Source organism: uncultured Draconibacterium sp. (assembly GCF_913063105.1).
Taxonomy (GTDB): domain Bacteria; phylum Bacteroidota; class Bacteroidia; order Bacteroidales; family Prolixibacteraceae; genus Draconibacterium.
Genome location: NZ_CAJXYQ010000015.1, coordinates 105,649 through 126,883 on the forward strand (window position 1 = coordinate 105,649; position 21,235 = coordinate 126,883).

Annotated in this window: 17 protein-coding genes; 11 read left to right on the forward strand and 6 right to left on the reverse strand. The window is 39.0% G+C overall.

Annotation, left to right across the window (positions count from 1 at the left end):
* Positions 1-144 precede the first annotated feature (144 nt).
* Together QZ574_RS14445 and QZ574_RS14450 are read right to left on the reverse strand one after the other, a co-directional pair.
* Entirely contained in the window at positions 145-948 is an 804-nt protein-coding gene (locus tag QZ574_RS14445) for an alpha/beta fold hydrolase (protein WP_297090741.1), read from the reverse strand.
* 36 nt (positions 949-984) lie between these two features.
* Complete coding sequence (locus QZ574_RS14450; protein WP_297090743.1) at positions 985-1,698, reverse strand: pyridoxine 5'-phosphate synthase; 714 nt, start codon at positions 1,696-1,698, stop codon at positions 985-987.
* A gap of 71 nt (positions 1,699-1,769) precedes the next feature.
* Between QZ574_RS14450 and QZ574_RS14455 the strand changes: the two genes are divergently transcribed.
* From QZ574_RS14455 to murI, 9 genes are all read left to right on the forward strand, one after another.
* On the forward strand, positions 1,770-2,432 hold the full coding sequence (locus tag QZ574_RS14455) for a CBS domain-containing protein (protein WP_297090745.1): 663 nt from the start codon (positions 1,770-1,772) through the stop codon (positions 2,430-2,432).
* A 13-nt stretch (positions 2,433-2,445) separates the two neighbouring features.
* Positions 2,446-3,327 (forward strand): NAD kinase, encoded by an 882-nt coding sequence (locus tag QZ574_RS14460; protein WP_297090746.1) that lies wholly within the window; start codon positions 2,446-2,448, stop codon positions 3,325-3,327.
* A gap of 315 nt (positions 3,328-3,642) precedes the next feature.
* On the forward strand, positions 3,643-4,410 hold the full coding sequence (locus QZ574_RS14465) for a DUF6089 family protein (protein ID WP_297090749.1): 768 nt from the start codon (positions 3,643-3,645) through the stop codon (positions 4,408-4,410).
* Positions 4,410-5,156 (forward strand): isoprenyl transferase, encoded by a 747-nt coding sequence (locus QZ574_RS14470; RefSeq protein ID WP_297090751.1) that lies wholly within the window; start codon positions 4,410-4,412, stop codon positions 5,154-5,156. The genes QZ574_RS14465 and QZ574_RS14470 overlap by 1 nt, the downstream gene beginning before the upstream one ends.
* 4 nt (positions 5,157-5,160) lie before the next feature.
* Positions 5,161-7,881 (forward strand): POTRA domain-containing protein, encoded by a 2,721-nt coding sequence (locus tag QZ574_RS14475; RefSeq protein ID WP_297090753.1) that lies wholly within the window; start codon positions 5,161-5,163, stop codon positions 7,879-7,881.
* 66 nt (positions 7,882-7,947) lie between these two features.
* A complete protein-coding gene (locus tag QZ574_RS14480; RefSeq protein WP_297090755.1) occupies positions 7,948-8,460 on the forward strand; it encodes an OmpH family outer membrane protein in 513 nt (170 codons plus the stop codon).
* 200 nt (positions 8,461-8,660) lie between these two features.
* On the forward strand, positions 8,661-9,185 hold the full coding sequence (locus QZ574_RS14485) for an OmpH family outer membrane protein (RefSeq protein WP_297090757.1): 525 nt from the start codon (positions 8,661-8,663) through the stop codon (positions 9,183-9,185).
* 347 nt (positions 9,186-9,532) lie between these two features.
* The gene (locus QZ574_RS14490; protein ID WP_297090759.1) at positions 9,533-11,371 is read left to right on the forward strand and encodes a glycosyltransferase; all 1,839 of its coding nucleotides are present in this window, start codon (positions 9,533-9,535) and stop codon (positions 11,369-11,371) included.
* A 95-nt stretch (positions 11,372-11,466) separates the two neighbouring features.
* Positions 11,467-12,294 carry a glutamate racemase gene (murI, locus tag QZ574_RS14495; RefSeq protein WP_297090761.1) on the forward strand — a complete coding sequence of 276 codons (828 nt, stop codon included), beginning with the start codon at positions 11,467-11,469 and terminating at the stop codon, positions 12,292-12,294.
* Here the strand turns inward: murI and QZ574_RS14500 are convergent.
* The 3 genes from QZ574_RS14500 to QZ574_RS14510 form a co-directional block, all read right to left on the reverse strand.
* Positions 12,291-13,391, reverse strand: coding sequence for an aminoglycoside phosphotransferase family protein (locus tag QZ574_RS14500; protein WP_297090764.1), 1,101 nt, complete (start codon positions 13,389-13,391; stop codon positions 12,291-12,293). The genes murI and QZ574_RS14500 overlap by 4 nt on opposite strands.
* Positions 13,392-13,420: 29 nt before the next feature.
* Complete coding sequence (locus QZ574_RS14505) at positions 13,421-14,323, reverse strand: sugar phosphate nucleotidyltransferase (RefSeq protein ID WP_297090766.1); 903 nt, start codon at positions 14,321-14,323, stop codon at positions 13,421-13,423.
* A 266-nt stretch (positions 14,324-14,589) separates the two neighbouring features.
* Entirely contained in the window at positions 14,590-15,105 is a 516-nt protein-coding gene (locus QZ574_RS14510; protein ID WP_297090768.1) for a gamma carbonic anhydrase family protein, read from the reverse strand.
* Between the two features lie 274 nt (positions 15,106-15,379).
* On the opposite strand from QZ574_RS14510, the gene QZ574_RS14515 reads away from it, so the two are divergent.
* Together QZ574_RS14515 and QZ574_RS14520 are read left to right on the forward strand one after the other, a co-directional pair.
* On the forward strand, positions 15,380-17,221 hold the full coding sequence (locus tag QZ574_RS14515; RefSeq protein WP_297090771.1) for a 2-oxoacid:acceptor oxidoreductase subunit alpha: 1,842 nt from the start codon (positions 15,380-15,382) through the stop codon (positions 17,219-17,221).
* Between the two features lie 3 nt (positions 17,222-17,224).
* A complete protein-coding gene (locus tag QZ574_RS14520) occupies positions 17,225-18,271 on the forward strand; it encodes a 2-oxoacid:ferredoxin oxidoreductase subunit beta (RefSeq protein ID WP_297090773.1) in 1,047 nt (348 codons plus the stop codon).
* A 442-nt stretch (positions 18,272-18,713) separates the two neighbouring features.
* On the opposite strand, the gene QZ574_RS14525 is transcribed toward QZ574_RS14520, so the two are convergent.
* Positions 18,714-20,957: a P-loop NTPase fold protein gene (locus QZ574_RS14525; RefSeq protein WP_297090774.1), complete on the reverse strand. Its 2,244-nt coding sequence runs from the start codon at positions 20,955-20,957 to the stop codon at positions 18,714-18,716.
* Positions 20,958-21,235 lie beyond the last annotated feature (278 nt).

A 21,235-nucleotide genomic window follows, 5' to 3' on the forward strand; every position in this document is an offset into this window, starting at 1 on the left:
ACGTATCGGTGTAATATGGGGTTAACCGTTTTACAATTGTGTTTGGCGAAGGGGGAGGCTTCCGAGCAATAGCGACAAGCAAAGTTACCGCTCATTAAATCATTGCAGCGTTACCGCATTCAAGCATTGCAACAATTTCCTCAATCAACAACACATAAATACTGCTTCGGCAAACTTTTTGGGCTGTTCAGCATGTAACCAGTGTCCTGCTTCGGGGATATCAACAATGCGGGCCTCCGGATAAATCTCTTTTATCAGTTCCTTGTCGTTGTCAAGAATGTATTTTGAAAGCAGTCCGCGAATAAAAATAACAGGGTAAGCGGTTATTGGAATCCTGTCGTCTAACCAATGAATATTCACACCACTTACAATCTCTTCAAGGTAATCATAAAGTACTTCGGCATTTAAGCGCCATTGCAGCTGTTTTGTTTTTTTGTTTTTCTCCACATTTTTCAGCAGAAACTGTCTTATGCGTTCATTGTCAATTTTTTCTGCCATAAAATCATCAACATCCTTTCGCGATTTTGCCAACGAGAAATCAATCTCCTGCATGGCCAAAAGAATGTTCTGGTGCAGGTAAAACTGGCTGTCTTCTTTTAATTGGAGGTAATCTTTTGGAGCGATATCGGCAATTACCAGTTTTTCCACTTTTTCGGGAAAATCAGCAGCAAACCACATCGCAACCTTGCCGCCCATGCTGTGCCCAAGTAAAATGGCTTTCTCAATACCGTGTTTTTCAAAAAAGGCTTCCAGATCGTTGCGCATATCATTATATGTATGCGAGTCGGCAAATGGCGAACGGCCATGATTGCGCTGGTCAACAAGGTAAACTGTGTGTTTTTCTGCCAGCCGTTTGGCAATGTTTATCCAGTTGTCAGACGACCCGTAAAGGCCATGAACGACCACCAAAGGTGTTCCATTTCCTTGTTTCCTGAAAAATAAATCCATTTATTTTGCTTTGTTGAATTTTTGCCTCATTAAGTTTTATTTCAGGCAATTGAGGTATTTTTCTATTGTTGTTTCAAGTCCCATGTAAAGCGCATCGGCAATTAATGCATGCCCAATGGAGACTTCCTTCAGGTTCGGGATTTTTTGATACATATAATTCAGGTTTTCAAGGCTCAGGTCGTGACCGGCATTTACATCTATTCCCAAATTTTCGGCAAGTTTAGCCGCTGCAACAAAGGGCTCAATCGCCTTTGCTCTATCCAAAGGATACATTGATGCATAGGGTTCGGTGTATAGTTCAATACGATCTGTTTTTATTTCGGCAGCTCCTTCCACTGCTTTTTCATCCGGATCAACAAATACCGAAGTACGAATTCCGGCTTCTTGCAAACGGCTGATTACCTCTTTTAAAAACCCAAGATGCTGCCAGGTGTCCCAGCCATGATCACTGGTAAGTTGCGCATCTGTATCAGGAACAAGTGTAACCTGGTCGGCCTGCACTTCAATAACCATCTTTAAAAACTCTTCGCTCGGATAACCTTCAATGTTATACTCGGTGGTAATAACGGGCTTAATTTCATAAACATCTTTACGGGTAATGTGGCGTTCATCAGGTCGCGGATGAATGGTTATGCCTTGTGCTCCAAATTTCTGACAATTAATGGCGGCATCTTTTACACTGGGAACTTTGCCTCCGCGAGAGTTTCGCAGTGTTGCAATTTTATTTATATTTACACTTAGTCTGGTCATAAACGATAATATTTAATAATGCAAGTTACTATTTTCAGACTGAACGAATAACATTAAACACTAAAGTTTTGTTGGCAGAAAAATTAATATCAGATGTAATTCCGGCGGTTACCAGTTCCGATAACGGGCGTAAGGCGCTGAGTCATATGGATGTGTATCGTGTGTCGCATATTCCGGTGGTTGACGATACAAAATATCTTGGCCTTGTTTCTGATAAATTAGTTTACGACCTGAACCTGGTGGAAGTTCCTATTTCAACAGCGCTCGATAAGTTAAATACCACTCATGCACACAAGGATCAGCATATTTTTGAACTGGCCGTGGTGATGTACAAACTAAAAATTAGCGTATTGCCGGTGTTGGATGTCGATCATTATTACCTTGGGGCAATTACTCTGTATGATTTGGCGCGTAGGTTTGCCAACCTGTTTTCGCTGCAGGAAGTGGGCGGTGTTGTGGTTGTAGAAATGAATGTTACCGATTATTCGGTTGCTCAAATAAGCCAGATTGTAGAAAGCAACGATGTAAAAATACTGAGTTTCTTTATCGACCGGAAGCCGGGAGCGAATGTGCTTGATGTTATTATTAAACTTGATTCGGAGGAGTTGTCGGGGGTGGTGCAGGCCCTTATGCGATACGATTACAATGTTAAAGCAATTTATCAGGATCGGTCGATGTTAAACGATCTTTACCAGGATCGCTTCGATCAGTTTATGAAATTTATGAACATTTAAACTACGACCCATTGTGAAAGTTGCAGTGTTTGGCACTATTGTCTCAGATGATTTTGTTCCTGTTTTACAGGAGTTTTTCAGTTTTCTTCGCACAAAAAATATTCAGGTGCAGTTGTATAAACCGTTTTATTCGCACCTGGTTGAAGAGTTAAACAGTTCCACTTATTACACTTCATTTTTTCATTCGTACTCCGATTTTGATCCTGATAATTCCTTTGTTTTTAGTGTTGGTGGCGATGGAACCTTTTTGCAGTCCGTGTTAAATATCCGAAATTTTAATATTCCTGTTATTGGATTAAATGGCGGCAGGCTGGGGTTTTTGGCCGATATTTCGGAAGATGAAGTGCACAGTGCTCTGGAACATATTTTTACCGGAAATTACAAGGTGGTTGAGCGTTCGATGCTAGAGATTGAGTTTTCGAACCGTGAAAACCTTGATTTCAATTTTGCACTAAACGAAATGACGGTGTTAAAAACCGATAACGCTTCGATGTTAAATGTTACTGCACGAATTAATGGTGACTTTCTGAATAATTATTGGGCCGATGGTTTAATAATTTCTACACCAACGGGCTCAACAGCCTATTCGCTTAGTGTGGGTGGGCCTATTTTAACACCAAATTCTGCCAACTTTGTTATTACACCATTGGCGCCGCATAATTTAACCATCAGGCCCATTGTAGTTCCCGACGACAGTGAAATTGAGTTGGAAGTAGAGGGCAGGGGAACAAACTACCTGACTTCACTCGATTCGCGCTCGGTAGCTGTTGAGTTTTCAACAAAAATAACGGTTAAAAAGGCCGCCTTTAAATTAAAAACACTTCAGCTGCCTGAACAGCCATTTTTTCACACCCTACGAACCAAGTTAATGTGGGGAATCGACCGGAGGAACTGAATTTCATTGGCCTACTTAACAATTTTTAATCTTTGTTTGGGTTTTATAATAGCAAAGGAGCATGTTATTTTTAGAATTATATTACTTTTGTAGCTTTTGAAAGCAAAAGTTAAAGCGTTTTTTAAGCTATAAGTTCATTGATATTCAGTTGGTTATGGTGTTTATTTTTGTTCGGATTTTAAGTGTGATTTGAGGCTTTTTGCCTGGTATAAATTCATTTTGATTCAACAATAAAGAACACCCTTTCAATTGAGTAAAATGAAAGAAAATAACATGTCTGAGACCATTGTGAAAAAAACAAAATTTAATACCAAAATGAAGAAATTATTATTGGTGTTGCTTACAGTTTTTCTGACTGTTTCAGTACATGCACAAAAAACGGCTGACATAGGAATTTGGGGAGGTTCGTTAACTTCGGTACATGGCGACATGGATGACGATACCCCGTTTCAATCGTTCAATTTAAATTTTGGAGCTTATTTCAGGTATAATTTTAATGCCCGCGTGGCGATGCGAGCCATGTTTTTAACCGGTACTTTTTCGAGCACCGGAGAAGTAGAAAGCGCTCCGTGGGAGTTTGATAAAATGGTTCAGGATTTATCCCTGCAGGCAGAAATTAATTACCTGAGGTATATATTAGGAAAAAAGAAATTACGCTTTAGTCCTTATGTTACCGCAGGAATAGGTGTTGCCTATTTCCCTTATAATTTTAAAGCCAGGGAAATCGCAGAATTTAATCCCAACCATCCAGAGTTGGAATACAATCCGGCAACCGGGCAAATTATTGTAACTGATTATGAAGAATCGGTAGTTACACCAACTATTCCCTTTGGTATTGGCTTTAAATACACCATTGGCGATAGGTTAGGATTAGGCGTTGAGTACCAGATGAGAAAATACATGAGCGATAAGCTGGATGACCTGGACGATCCATTGGCACATGTCAACGGATTTGGCGAAACCATAATTTATAACGACGGTTCGCATAATAATGATTGGGCAGGGTACTTGGGAGTGCATCTCACGTACATGATTTTTATAGGGAAAAAGGCATGTCCGGCTTACGATGCTAAAAATTGGTAATGAAAACAGTGTCTGAAAAAATAGATAACAACAATATTCCAAAACATATTGCCATAATTATGGATGGCAATGGACGTTGGGCTGCTAAATATGGCAAGCCGCGCATTATGGGGCATGAGAATGGTGTTGAGTCTGTTCGCTCAGTAGTGGAAGGTGCCGGTGAAATTGGCGTTAAACACCTTACGCTTTATGCCTTTTCAACCGAAAACTGGGATCGTCCCAAAGAAGAAGTGGATGCGCTTATGGGGCTTTTGGTACATGCCATTGAAGCAGAAACCGATGAGCTAAATAAAAATAACGTTCGTTTAAGCGTAATTGGTAACGTGGCAATAATGCCCGAAGAAGTACGCCATAAACTAAACGGATGCATTGACGCATTAAAAAACAACAGCGGCTTAAACCTGGTTTTAGCCCTGAGTTATAGCGGACAATGGGATATTGTAAATGCCGTGAAGCATTTGGTTGCAGATGTGCAACAAAACAAGATTACACAAGAAACAATAAATAACGAACTGTTCCAGAATTATTTGTCAACAGCAAAAATGCCCGCTCCGGAACTGCTGATTAGAACCAGCGGTGAATACCGGATAAGCAATTTTTTACTGTGGCAAATAGCTTACTCTGAATTACATTTTACAAATAAATTATGGCCCGATTTTAGAAAACAGGATTTATTTGAAGCCATTATTGATTATCAGAACAGAGAGAGAAGATTTGGAAAAACAAGTGAACAGTTAACGAGCTAATTTTATGAGTAGAATTAAAAGACCATTAGTCGCCTTTTTATTCCTTTTTACGGTGTTTGTACCACAGCTATTTGCACAAGACGCTGATAGTACAAACTTTTCGATTTATTATTCCAGTGCACGCCAATACACCATTGCCGACGTGCAGGTTTCAGGAATCCGGTATCTGGATAAAACCGTTTTGGTTCAGCTATCAGGTTTAAAGGTTGGCGATGAAATTATGGTGCCGGGAGACGAGATTACACTGGCAATTAAAAAACTATGGCAGCAGGGCCTGTTTTCCGATGTGAAAATTCAGGCCACAAAAATAGTTGGAAGTCAGATTTGGTTGGATATTTACCTGCAGGAACGTCCGCGTTTGGCAGATGTAAATTTTTACGGGGTATCAAAATCAGAGAAAGATGATATTACCGAAAAAGTATTACTACTTCGGGGAAGTCAGATTACTGATCATCAGGTAAACAGTGCCGAACGAACCATTATGAACCTCTTCCACGGGAAAGGATTCTTAAATACCGAGGTAAACGTTGTTCAGCGCGATGACACAACACAAAACAACAGTGTGGTGCTCGATATCTATGTGGATAAAAAGGAGAAAGTAAAGGTTAATAATATTGACATTATTGGCAACCAGGCGCTAACGGATATTACGCTTGAACGGGCCATGAAAAAGACCAACGAAAAATCGTTGCGCAACTTCTTTAAAACCAAAAAGTTTTTGCAGGAAGAATACGAGAACGATCAGGCTAACCTTATTGATAAATACAACGAAAAAGGTTACCGTGATGCTATAATCACAAATGATTCGATTTACCAGGTAGAGGTGGGGCGGAAGAACAAACCACGGGTAAATATAGATATTGACATTGAAGAAGGGAACAAATATTACTTCGGCGATATCCGCTGGGTGGGAAACACGGTTTATCCATCTGATTATCTTGATTTACGTTTAGGAATAAAAAAAGGAGATGTGTTTAACCAGAAAATTTTGGATAAACGCTTATTTGATAATGAAGAAGGTTTAAATAACGTTTACCTCGATCGTGGTTACCTGTTTTTTAATCTCGATCCGGTTGAAGTAAATGTAAACGGCGATACCATAAACTACGAAATGCGTATTTTCGAGGGAAAACAGGCAACCATTAACGAAGTGCGAATTGTTGGAAACACAAAAACACACGAGCATGTTGCCCGACGCGAACTTCGTACTTATCCGGGAGACTTGTTTAGCAAAACCTTGTTGATGCGATCGTACAGGGAACTGGCACAGCTCGGGCACTTCGATCCTGAAGCCATTAATCCAGATGTACAACCTCACCCCGAAGATGGAACTGTTGATATTGAATACCAGTTGCAGGAAAAAGCCAACGACCAGATTGAATTATCAGGAGGTTGGGGAGCCGGTATGTTTGTGGGCTCGGTTGGTTTAAAATTTGCCAACTTCTCGGTTCGTAACATTTTTAATAAGGAAGCCTGGCGTCCGTTGCCAACCGGTGACGGGCAGACACTGAGTTTACGTTATCAAACCAGTGGAAAATATTACCGTACAATCAGTTTATCGTTTATCGAGCCCTGGCTTGGTGGTAAAAAACCAAACTCGTTCTCGGTATCTCTTTCACATTCGCGCATAAACTACAGTGCTAATAAATATTACCAAAGCTACAATCCATACGGGTACGGAAGCAGTTACGGCTATTCGCCTTATGGCTACGGTGGCAGCTATGGAGGTTATGGTTATTCGCCCTATGGTTCCGGTTATTCGCCCTATGGGTATGGCGGATACGGAGGTTATGGCTATCCGCAATATACTTACAATTACGATTCGGAAGATGACAACGAGGAAGATGACCAGATTTGGGAAACCACAGCGCTTGCCCTGGGATATGGTTACCGCTTATCGTGGCCCGATGACTACTTTACGGTTTATCACGAGTTGTCGCTCGAGCACTATAACTTAAGAAACATGGGAAGTTATTTTTACTTCCTTGCCGACGAAACCGGACAGGTGAACGGTACTTTTAATAACCTGAGTTTTAAAACCGTTTTCGGACGAAGCTCGGTTGATAATCCTTTGTATTCAAGGAGAGGGTCGAACATTTCATTGGCATTGAAAGTTACACCGCCATACTCGTGGTTTAACGATAAAGACTACTCGGATGAAAGCATTTCAAACGAAGAGCGTTACAAGTGGATTGAATACCACAAATGGTTGTTAAAGGCCCAATGGTTTACACCTCTTACCAACCCGGGAGGCGATCATACACTGGTACTTAAAACCGCACTCGAGATGGGATTTCTTGGCTACTTTGACGAAGGCAGAAAATCGCCATTCGAAGGATTTATTGTTGGTGGCTCGGGTATGTCGGGGTACAATATTTACGGTACCGATTATATTGCCCTGCGTGGTTACAAAGACTACAGCTTAAGCCCGAACAACGGATCGAATATGTACTCGAAATTTACTACCGAATTGCGCTTCCCAATAACCTTGAAACCCAGTGCAACCATTTATGCCCTGGCTTTCCTTGAGGCCGGTAATGCAGGTATAAGTTTCCAAAACTATGTACCATTTAAATTACACCGCTCGGCTGGTGTTGGTGTTCGTATCTTCTTGCCAATGTTTGGATTAATGGGTATCGATTGGGGATATGGTTTCGACGAAGTACCTGGTGTTACCGATGCTGCAGGCAGTCAGTTCCACTTTGTTATCGGACAACAGTTTTAAACCAAGAAACAGGTTTGGCATAAAATATGATAGACAAAAACCAGTTTAACTAAAAAAGAATTTGCCATGAAGAAAATAATTTTAACACTTGCCGTAATATTTTCAGTTACCGTTTTTGCAAATGCACAAAAATTTGCTTTCATCGATTCAGAATATATTATGGAAAACATTCCTTCGTTTAACGCAGCACAGGAGCAGCTGAACCAATTGTCGTCGCAGTACCAAAAAGAACTGGAATCCATGCACGCGGAAATAGAACAGATGTACCAGGATTTTCAGGCTGAAAGCGTACTGTTATCGGAAGATATGAAACGCAAACGCGAAGATGTTATTATTACAAAAGAGAAAGAATATAAATCATTGCAGCGCAAATACTTTGGCCCTAACGGCGATTTGTTTAAAAAGCGGCAGGGTTTAATTAAACCTATTCAAGACGACATTTTTAATGCCGTTCAGGAAATTGCTACCGATGGCAGTTATGCTGTTATTTTTGATAAATCAGGCGATGCAACATTGTTTTTTACCAACCCGCGCTACGATTTGAGCGACCAGGTATTGCAAAAACTGGGATACAAGTAATAGACCGAAATAGGATGGTGGATTCAAATTGAATCGCAGAATTTATTTTATACCATAAAAATTAATTATTTATTTTAAGCAGTATAGTAATGAACGGGCTTTTGTTTAATTAAACTTTTGAGTGTAATTATTTGAAATGCTCGTTTTATAATTGGTATTAAATACTATATTTGCAAGCAAAAATTAAGACCACATTGATTATGAAGAATTTAATGAAACTAATGGCAGTGCTCGTGTTCACTGTAGCATCATATACTGCTGCCAATGCGCAAGCCTTAAAGTTTGGACACATTGATTTGCAAGCCCTGGTACAAGTAATGCCCGAGCGCGCTGCTGCAGAAGCAGAATTTAACACCTTTCAACAAGAACTGGAAGAAATTCTTGGCGAAATGCAAAAAGACTATCAGGCGAAATTAGCCGAATTTGAAGCATTGGGAGAAGCAGCATCAGAAATAAAAAGAAATGCAAAAATTGCAGAAATTCAGGATGTACAACAACGCATTCAGAATTACCAGGTAACAGCTCAACAACAAGTTCAGCAAAAACAAGCCGAACTGCTTACTCCTGTTTTTGATAAAGCAGAAAAGGCAATTGAAGAAGTAGCAAAAGAACAAGGGTTAATTTATGTTTTTGACGCAGGTACAGGAAACAGAACAATTTTGTACAAATCAAACCAGAGCGTGGATGTTCTTCCATTGGTTAAAGCAAAATTAGGTATACAGTAAAACATACCATTAGCATATAACAAAAAACCGCTTATCGAAAGTTAAGCGGTTTTTTTATGCCTTTTTTTAATATAAAAATAGCGACCGGAAGAATTTTGCGAGCGGTAGATTGCCACTATCATTTTTAACTGTGCCAAAAGTACACGGTAGAAAAGAAGGCTGTTTGATGTAATAAATTTTAAGCATATTTTAGGTATTGGTAGCGAATAATCTTTTTTATTTTAAAACATATTGCAATGATAATAGATAAAAACTATATTTATTGGAATTAAAATGGCAGGAAGAATGAGCAGTTGAGAGTATTTGAATGCTCAAATGAAAAACAAAGATCTAACTAAATTGAACACATGGCAGCAACTAAATTAAAAAAGGAAAAGGATACGAACGAACAAACAGACAAAACCATTTTATTTGAAATCGCCTGGGAAGTATGTAACCAGGTTGGTGGTATATATACGGTTATACGTTCAAAAGTTCCATCGGTAATCACACAGAGGGGGCACGATAATTATTTTCTGATTGGGCCGTATTTTGCGGATCAGGCAGCCGCCCATTTCGATCCGGCTACTGATTTTTCAACACCCATCGGACAGGCTGTTCTGGAGATGCAATCACGCGGGTTTGAAGTTTACTATGGCCAGTGGATTGTGTCTGGAAGGCCAAACGTTGTACTGTTTAATCCTTACTCTGTTTACGATAAACTCGGAGAAATAAAATATTACCTGTTTAAAGATTATAATATTTCTATTCCCGACGGCGATGATTTACTGGACAAAGTGGCTGCCTTTGGTTTTCAGGTTAAAGAGTTTTTTCATTACCTGTGCGAAACAGGGTTCTGCAAAACCAATATAATAGCACATTTTCACGAGTGGATGGCTGGCTTGCCAATACCCGGAATACGGAAATCAAACCTGAATATAAAAACCGTTTTCACCACACATGCTACGCTTTTGGGACGATACCTGGCAATGAATGATCATGAGTTCTACAGTCATCTGCCATTTTATAATTGGGAAGAGGAAGCCCAGAAGTTTAACGTAATGCCAATTGCTCAGATTGAACGGGCATCGGCTCATGGAGCGCATGTGTTTACAACAGTAAGTGAAGTTACGGCCAGCGAGTGTACCAATTTGCTTGGCCGAACACCCGATAAGATTTTGCCGAATGGTTTGAATATTGAACGGTTCGAAGCCATTCACGAGGTCCAGAATCAACACGTACAGGTGAAAAAGAAAATTCACGAGTTTGTAATGGGGCACTTCTTTCAAAGTTATTCTTTCGATCTGGATAAAACACTGTACTTTTTTACATCCGGACGATACGAATATCAGAATAAAGGTTACGATCTTACCCTGGAAGCATTGGCCCGTTTAAACTGGAAAATGCAGCAGGCCGGAACCGATATGACTGTTGTTTCTTTCTTCATCACTAAACGTCCGTTTTATTCTTTTAATCCTGAAGTGTTACAATCAAAAGCACAGATTGAAGATGTTGCACGTGTAGTAGAAGAAATAAAGGAGCAGGTAGGAGAACGCTTGTATAAAGAAATTACAGCCTTAAAAGGGCCCTACCAATTTCCGGATTTAAGAGCCTTGGTTGATGACTACCTGCGCTTAAAATTAAGAAGGAATGTGCAAAGCTGGAAAACCCAAAACCTGCCAAAAATTGTAACTCATACGCTGGTTGACGATGCTAAAGATGAAATTCTTAATTTCTTACGAACCTCGAACCTGGTAAACAACCGACACGATAAAGTAAAAATTGTTTATCACCCCGATTTTATCTCTACTACCAACCCATTGTTTAAAATGGATTATACGCAGTTTGTTCGCGGCTGTCATCTAGGAATATTCCCGAGTATGTACGAGCCATGGGGCTACACTCCGCTGGAGTGTTTGGCTAGTGGATTACCTTCGGTAACAAGTAATCTTGCAGGTTTTGGCGATTATGTGGTGAATAATTTACCCGACCATGACGAGAATGGCATGTACATTATCGATCGCACAGATGGGAACTTCCATCGCGCTGCCGAAGAACTGGCTAATATGCTCTTCGAGTTTGTAAACCTCTCGCGACGCGACAGGATTGCCTTGCGTTATCGCTGCGAAGAAGCATCGATGCATTTTGATTGGTCGAATCTGGGCAAATTTTACCATAGTGCCTACCAAATGGCCACTGAACGTTAAACGTTTTTTCTACTGCAATTAAAGGAAAAGTAAGGCAGGCTCGCATGCAATTAATAGTAAAGCCTACCTGCATTGGTCGATAAAAATAATATGCTATGAAGTCTTCTCCAATCGGAGTTTTTGATTCGGGCTATGGAGGTTTAACCGTATTAAAAGAACTGGTTAAATCCTTGCCCGAATATGATTTTTTGTACCTGGGAGATAATGCCCGAACGCCTTACGGTACCCGTTCGTTTGATGTGGTTTACAATTACACCCTTGAGGCGGTAAAGTATTTATTTAAACAGGGATGCCCACTTGTAATTATTGCTTGTAATACGGCTTCGGCAAAAGCCTTACGCAACATTCAAATGCTCGATTTGCCAAATATTGCTCCCCAAAACAGGGTGCTTGGTGTAATTCGTCCCAGTGTTGAAAAAGTAGCTGAAATAACGCAAAACGGACAGGTTGGTATTTTGGGAACAGTTGGTACGGTGGCTTCGCAATCTTATCCCATCGAATTCGAAAAATGGTCGGGAGGCCGGGTAAAATCAACCGTTCAGGAAGCTTGCCCCATGTGGGTTCCCCTGGTTGAAAACAACGAGATGGAAAATGAAGGCGCGGAATATTTTATCCGAAAAAATATCGATGCAATATTTAAGAAAGATCCTGCACTGGATACCCTTATTTTGGGGTGTACGCATTATCCTTTACTCCTTAAAATTATACAAAAGCATGTTCCTCAAGGCGTTCATATTCTTACACAGGGAGCGATTGTTGCCGAAAAATTAAAAGATTATTTGCAGCGACATCCCGAAATGGAAGAGCGATTAACAAAAGGAGGAAATATTGTTTATGAAACCACCGAGTCGGCAGAAACTTTCGAGAGTAAAGCTGCTTTATTTATGGGAACAGATGTAAGCGCTAAAAACGTACATTTTTAGTTTCTCAGCCCTGCAACGTAGGTTGTTATAAATTCCTTCATCTCCTTATATTGGGCTTCCATGCTTAAAAGTAGTTTATATTGTGCCCTTGTACGAACCAGGTTATGGTTGGCGTATTTTATCTTGTAGTAATTATCGCCATCAATGTAATCCATTAAAAAACGCAAAACTTGCTCGTAGGTTATATAGCGGGCTGAAAAAGCCAGAAATTCAATTTCCCTGGGTGTCAGAAAAGAAACCGTTTCTTCGAGGTATCCTTTGGAAAAAGCCTTAAAAATAGCCATGTCCATCGATACATTATCGGTATTTTTATCGTCTTCCAGTCCAGTGTTGGTGTAAAAGCGCATGGCGTCCCCAAAATCATTTAAAACGGTGCTGCTCAACACCGTGTCTAAATCAATTACACAAAGTACGTCACCTTTCTTATCAAAAAGAATGTTGTTTATTTTGGTGTCGTTGTGGCTAATTCGGGTAGGAATGGTACCGTTTTCAACCAGCTGCCAGAAATCGAGCATTTCTGTTTTTCGGCTTTCAATCCACGAAATTTCTTCTGCAACCTCTTTTTTTCTGCCAACGGGATCTTTTGCCAGCACTTCGTTCCATTGTTTAAACCGGTAAGCAATGTCGTGGAAACCGGGAAGGATGTTTGTTAGAGGCTCTTTTAGGTCGGCAACCAGCGATTGAAATTTACCGATACCTTTTCCTCCGGCATAAGCCAGCTCCGGTGTTTCTGCAGCTTCGTAGGCCACGGTGTCGTTAATAAACCGGCAAACAGCCCAGTATTCTTCCTCGGCGTCTAAAAAATAAAGCTTACCATCCGTTGCCGGAATAATCGTCATTGCTTCACGCAGCGGATCGCCACCTTGTGCCAGTACCTTTTTTTTAATGTGGGTACATACTTTTTGTATGTTGTCCATCATGTCTGGGATTGGCGAGAAAATGCGTTTATTCTTTCGTTGCAGAATATAGTCAGGAGCAACGCCTTTGGTTTCTATAAAAAACGTGTCGTTAATAAAGCCTTCGCCCAATGGGCGTACTTCTTTTATTTCGCCGTCAAGCTTAAAATTCCCGGCAATGGCAACGGTGCTGGTATTCATTGTTTTGGTTTAGTTGAAAATCTTTGTTTTTAGTCCCACAGTTTTTCAGGGTAAACACCTGCATCAATCAGGTCCTTAATCTTTTGTACAACAATTGGCTTGTCTTCTTTATACGTTACGCCAAACCAGGGCGAGTTGGCTTCCAAAACTTTAACGTCTATCTCTTTGTCTTCAATCATTTCAAAAACAACCGAAGGAATGTATATTTCCGATTTTGGTTTGTCGATTTCTTCCTCAAGAAACTGAACAAATTTTTTCTCGAGGCTTGTAAACAGCGATGGATGAAAACCCCAAAAGTTCATCGAGGCCTTTTCGGTGCCGTTCAGCGCCACTTCGGTACCATCTGCTTCAACCGAAACAGCGGCATCGTCTTTTTTGAAAATTTTAGTAGTTTCAACAATTTTAACCAGGTTGTTATTTTCGTTTACCGTACAAATCCCGCGCGACACCGAACCATGCTCCGATAGCGTGTTATTTAATTGATAGCCAATCATCGAGTAGGTTTTTTCCTGTACCGTATTTTGTAGGAAGTCGGCCATAACCGAGTAGGCTTTTTCGCCGTAAAAATCATCGGCATTAAGTGCGCAAAATGGTTCGTTTATGAGCTCTTTGGCAACCAGAATGGCATGGGCTGTTCCCCATGGTTTTTCTCTGCCTTTGGGTAAAGTAAAGCCTTTTGGCAGTTTGTCCAGTTCCTGAAATACATATTCAACCTCAATTTTTCCATTCAGTTTTTTATCAAACTTCTCACGAAAGGCATCGGCAAAACTTTCTCTGATAATAAATACAACTTTGCCAAACCCGGCACGTATGGCATCAAAAATAGTATAGTCAATTATGGCTTCGCCATTTGGCCCCACCGGCTCAACTTGTTTTAAACCGCCAAAACGACTTCCCATTCCGGCTGCGAGTATTAATAAGGTTGGTTTCATTTGCATAAAGTTTTTTTTGATTTCTGAATGTTCAAAATAGTAGAAGACATTCTGGAACTTACATATAACTCATTCATCCGTGTTTTTGTAATTTTCGAATGAATGTTCATGTTCGTTCATCGTATTTCTGTGTTTTTTATTCGATTTAATAAAAGGTGCTTTTACAAACTATTTTTACCCAGTAAACTAACTTTTAACGAAAAAAGGAAAACTATTTGAAAAGTAAAAACTCTTGGTCGTTCTTTTTTAAAAACAAAAGTTATGTGTTAGTCTTTATACCAGCTGGAGTAGGTATGATATGCATTGGCAATTCGTTCAACTTCGCCATGCAGCAGCTCGGGGCTAATATCTTTTACCTTTTTTGCAGGTACTCCGGCATACACGCTCCCCGATTCTACAATCGTTCCTTTTGTAACCACCGAGCCTGCAGCTACAATTGAATTACTTTCTACCACAGCATTGTCTAAAATTACCGCATTCATTCCAATCATAACATTGTCCTGCAGGGTGCAGCCATGTATAATTGCCCCATGCGCAATGGTTACATTACTGCCAATATTGGTTGGGTTTTTTTTGTAGGTTGCGTGTATGGTGGCGTTATCCTGTACATTTGAGTTATTACCAATTTTAATGTAATGCACATCGCCACGAAGCACAGCACTATACCAAATGCTGCAGTTGTCACCAATTTCCACATCGCCAATTAAGGTTGCTGTTTCGGCCAAAAAGCAGTCTTTACCCACTTTTGGTGTTTTGTTATTGAGTTCTCTGATTATTGCCATTATCTGAATTGATTTTAAATAGATTGCAAAAATAAGAAATCCGGAAAACTATCATATATGTCATTCAAATCTTGTTAAATAATGGTTACATTTGTTAGGTAAAATTCGATTCTACCTTGATGAAAACCGGTTCTGAAATTATGATTTATTAGTTTTGGAGTCGTTTTTTTTATGAATTATACGGACTTAAAAGAATATAACGAAAAATTGAAAATTCGGGCTAATCAGAAATCCGGGGTCTATTTTTCGAAATTGAAATCAAATTTTTTTAGAGATGAAAGAAACTAAAGTAATCGAACTTGAAGAAGTTGCCATTAGGTTTTCAGGAGATTCTGGTGATGGAATGCAGCTTACGGGAACATTGTTCTCTGATACCACGGCACTTCTGGGGAATGACATTTCTACATTTCCGGATTATCCTTCCGAAATTCGTGCACCACAAGGAACAGTTGGTGGTGTATCGGGATTCCAGGTACAATTTGGAAAGAAGCAAATTAATACTCCAGGAGACAATGCCAACGTACTTATTGCAATGAATCCGGCTGCCATTAAAGCCAATGCGCGATTTATGGAGCCCGGCGGTACGATAATATACGACTCTGATTCATTCACAGAAAAAAACCTGAAAAAGGCAAATTTTACAACTGATGATCCATTCAAGGAATGTAATTTGGAAGACTTCTTTAAAATTCCGGTACCGATTACCAGTTTAACAAAAGAAGGGTTAAAAGAATTTGGCCTGGATAACAAAAGTGTGCTGCGAAGCAAAAACATGTTTGCTTTAGGTTTGGTATGCTGGATGTTTAATCGCCCGCTTGATTATGTGGAAGAATTTATCCGCGACAAATTCAAGAAAAAGCCCGTAGTAGTAGATTCAAATGTTAAAGTACTTCATGATGGTTACAACTACGGTTTGACCATGCAGCATATGACCCCGAGTTACCTGGTAAATCCGGCCAATATCGAAAACGGAACTTACCGTAACATAAATGGGAACCATGCTACAGCCTGGGGATTTTTGGCAGCAGCCGAAAAAGCCGGTCTGGAATTGTTTTTGGGCTCATATCCAATTACCCCTGCTACCGATATTCTATCTGCACTGTCAGAGCGGAAAGACCTGGGGGTAAAAACCTTTCAGGCTGAAGATGAAATTGCAGGTATTTGCTCGGCTATTGGTGCTTCGTTTGCCGGCGATTTGGCTATTACTACCACTTCCGGCCCGGGATTGGCATTAAAAGGTGAGGCAATTGGCCTGGCGGTTATGGCCGAATTACCACTTGTAATTGTAAATGTACAGCGTGGGGGCCCGTCAACCGGTTTGCCAACAAAAACTGAGCAGTCAGACTTGATGCAGGCTCTGTATGGTCGAAACGGTGAAAGTCCGGTGGTAGTGTTGGCAGCAAGCACTCCTTCAGATTGTTTTTATTATGCATATTTAGCCTCTAAAATAGCCTTGGAACGTATGGTACCGGTTATTCTGTTAACCGATGGATTTTTGGGTAACGGTAGCGAACCCTGGAAGATTCCTACCATGGCGGAACTACCATCGATAACACCAAGGATTGCAAAAAGTGCAGAAGGTTTCCAGGCGTATAAACGCGACGAAGATACTTTAGCACGCGATTGGGCATTCCCCGGAATGCCAGGTTTCGAGCACCGAATTGGAGGACTTGAGAAAAACGTTACCGGAACCGTTAGCCACGATCCGGAAAACCACCAGGTAAACTGCGAAATTCGTGAAGAAAAAGTACAACGAGTAGTTGATCTTGTTCCTGATTTGGAAATTTGTGGCGATGAAGAAGGTGGCGATGTACTGGTTGTAAGCTGGGGTGGAACCTATGGCCATACAGCAAGTACGGTACGCGAAATGCGCCTGGCTGGTAAAAATGTTAGCCTGGCTCATTTTAACTACATTAAACCGCTTCCTAAAAATACAAAAGAAGTATTCAGCAAGTTTAACAAGATTATTGTTTGCGAACTAAACCTCGGACAGTTTGCTGCATACCTGCGCGACCAAATGCCTGATTTTAAATACCACCAGGCCAATAAGGTAAAAGGATTGCCATTTACCGTGAGCGAATTAAAAGAAAGTATCACTAAACTTTTGGAGGACTAAGCAATGACTGACGTAAAATATACAATTAAAGATTTTAAAAGCGAAAACGAAGTACGTTGGTGTGCGGGGTGTGGCGATTTTGCCATTATGAATGCCGTTCAGCGAACAATGGCCGAATTGGGAATTCCGAAAGAGAAATTTGCCGTAATCTCCGGTATTGGCTGTTCATCGCGTTTTCCGTATTATATGAATACTTTCGGATTTCATACCATTCACGGACGTGCAACAGCAATAGCATCGGGTGTTAAAGCTGCCAATCCGGAATTAAGTGTTTGGGTAATGACCGGCGATGGAGATGCCATGGCAATTGGTGGAAACCATTTTATCCACCTTATCAGAAGAAACATCGACATTAATGTGGTGCTTTTTAATAACCGCATTTACGGTTTGACAAAAGGGCAGTACTCGCCAACATCCGACCGCGGTTTTGTTAGTAAGACTTCGCCTTTTGGTACGGTAGAAGATCCGTTTGTACCCGGCCAGCTTGTTGTTGGTGCGCGTGGCTCGTTTTATGCCCGCTCTATTGACGGAAACTTAAAACTTAGCCAATCGGTTTTTAAAGAAGCCGAAAAACACAAAGGAACTTCGGTAGTTGAAGTATTGCAAAACTGTGTAATCTTTAATAACGGAATACACAATGCCATTAGCGATCCAAACCATAGGGCCGATCGCCAACTTATTCTGGAACAGGGAAAGCCAATGCTTTTTGGTGCTGAAAACGAAAAAGGACTGGTATTTGAAAACGGTAAATTAAAAGTGGTGAAATTAGGTGAAAACGGCGTAACAGAAGCTGATATTTTGGTACACGATGCCACTGAAGTTGATCCAACATTGCACATGGCGCTAATTAATATGCAATTGCCTGATATGCCGGTGGCAATGGGTGTTATTCGTGCCGTTCCGGCTCCGGTTTACGATGTGGAAATGGAAGCACAGATTAAAGCTGTTCAGCAAACACGTAAAGCAAGTTGCGTTGATGAGCTGTTAAATTCAGGAAATACCTGGGAAGTTACCGGGAATGGTAATGGAACAGATAAAAAATGTAGCTGATAATAAGCGATAAATAGACAGAGGCTCTGCATTATTGCAGGGCCTTTTTTATTGACAAAATTTGGGCAATACAATTTTGATATATTTACTATCTTTCGGTGTTTAAAACCACTAACTTCGATGAAACCAAAAAAACTGCTTAAAGAAATTGCTCTCATGACCAATCTGACTATTGTTATTCCAATGATTTTGCAAGTTGTGACAGAAGAACACAAATTCGTAAATATGTTTTCGAAAAGCTGTTGTCTAAATGGCAGCTTTAGCTTTTAAAATTCTGTCAAAAGGTAACAGTCTTTAAATCTGATCTATCGACTCATTAACAATAATACGCAAACCGTTACTACCTTAAATCGTGCACCAATAAACTAAAACAACTAATCATGTACAAATACAATACTTTACACTTCCTGTTATTAAGTTTATAAAATGTTAGGCAAAGTTTTTATATTTTTTCAAAATCTTTCATAATTGCTGATGATAGTCTACTGTTTGATTTGAAAATGATATAATTCCAATAATAGGATAGTCTTAATAGGCTTTTCCAATTTAAGAGTTCTCCATAAACCGCCCTATTGGAAAGGTTTTTTGATATAGATATACGATATACAGACCTTGATATTGTCGCAATCATATCAACTGTTGATAAACTATTTATAAACAGAAGATGATTATTTTGACGTAAATTTTCAGGATTAAACACATTTTTTTCATAAACAAGGGATTGATAAATATCTTCATATAGATAAATGTAAAGACCTTTCCTTAAAAGTTTGATTCTTTCTTGAAAATTGTTTGAGTCAATAGTTTTTGGAATTATTTCAGTTATATCACCCGAAATATTTTCCATTAAAGAGTCCTTGAGAAAATTGAAAGTTGAATCATTAAGTAGCACGTTATCCTTCATCTCTATTTTTTTCTCTTCAATATGTTGTGTAATTATGCTACCATTTCCATTAAGGGCTAACTTAGACCAATTGATTATTCCAAAACAATCTTGTAAATATTGTAAGTTTTCGCATAGATTAGAGTAATATTTATTACCTGCCCAAGTCAATTGTACAAATGAATTTTTTAGGTTGGTGTCATTAAATAGCATTTCTTTATTAAACTTACTAATGCCATTTAAGGAAATTAACCTTTTTCGTACACTTGATAGAACATCAATGGAATGATATATTTCATCTTGTGAGTTTATTCCGTATAAGTTTAAATAGTGTAGTAATTCATTTAATCGAATAGGTCTATCCTTTGTTCTATAAGTATGTAGGATACCAAGAATTCGGATATTTGTTAAGCTATTACTTAAATTGTGATGCGATAAAAAAATATTTGTAATCCTTCTATCATCATATGTCATTTGTGCATTTTCATTATTCTTGCATAGAATTCCACTAATTAACATATCTTCCTCTGGAATGGATAAATAGTCTGAAACATAGTTAATAAGCAGTCTTCTTGAAAGGTGCAACCCTCTTCTTATACTGAGACCAGATAGTGCATCTAACACCTCATAAAGTCGTGAACTGTTTTCCTTGGTAAGTAATCGATAAATTTCTTTAATTCTATTATCGAATGCCGTTAAATAGATAGTAGGTATTACCGAACGTAGATTAATATAGTTTTCTTGTTTATCCTTATTCTCAATATAATGAGCTATCCTTTGAATAATAATAGATACTGGTAAATGGCCTGCATTTTCGACTACGCCAAAGGCGTAGGAAGAATTGCCTGAAATTTTACCAAAAGTCGTGAGCCTTGAACATATTAAAGTTTTTGCTTTAATTATTTGAGAAACACCTAATAATCGATTGATTACCTCATTTTGCACTTCATCTGAAAATCTATCGATATTATCATAAACCATGATGAAGCAACCATTCAATCTTTCTGGAAATTTATCTCCTACAAAATTTATCATTTCCGCAAGAACCGTATTTTTATAGCTTAATGGGAACTCACTTCCAAATCTATTGTGTAACCAATCTATAATTTGTTCAAGTTTGTCTTCAGTTGTTAAAGTATCCCAGCTTTTTTCTTGTCTAATTTTAAGTCCTAAAAATTTAAAGGAAACTAAAATATCCTCAGTGTAACTTGTTGAGTATTTGATGAATTCTTCTAAAAGCTGTTTTTCACTAAATATTTTTCTTATAACATGAGTAAAACTATTATAAAGTTTTGCATCGAACTCATTCAATATTTCTTCTGATTTATTTGAATTAAAGCCTTTTATAAAGTCGATTGATATGTATAATGTATCGTGGCTTTTACAAAGACTATAATTATTGCAATTCTCGTGTTTGATATTGTTGCTCATATAGTCAAGTATATGGTCTACTAGGCTTGACTTACCACTTCCCAAAGCACCTGTTATTACAATTGTTGAGTAGTCAGAATTAAGAATATTTGAAAGCACAGTTTGTTCAAATGGACCTAACCCTTCTGTTGAAAGACACTTATGAACAAATGTAGTCTCTAATTTTTCCGAAGGTAAAACTTCATAAACATTTTTTGTTTGACCGACTTGTTTGTATCTAGTATGCGAAAAGTTTTCTTGTTTACTCTGAATATAGCCAATTGAACCAATATTTTCAGGCTGGAATATTATATCTGCTAAGCCTCTTATATAGTTAATATAATCTTGGTTTTTATTAAAGAAAGATGTTTTGTTAATGAAGTCTATATGCATGATTGTAAGTTTTTGGTGAATTCTGTTAGAGTTTTTACTAATTTTCTTGAATTAGGATTTGATTGTGAAATATTACTACCAATACTTTCAAGGATTGCGTCAATTAGATTTTTATTATCATCAATTTTATCACTAAATTCAATTATTAGCGAATGAATCTCCGTTTTATTAATTGAATAGAAGTTTTTTAAATAATTCTCGTGACCTCCTCCCATTATCCGACACACCCAAAAGTAGAGGAATCCGACTTATCTAACTGTTCCATAAACACCCCATTG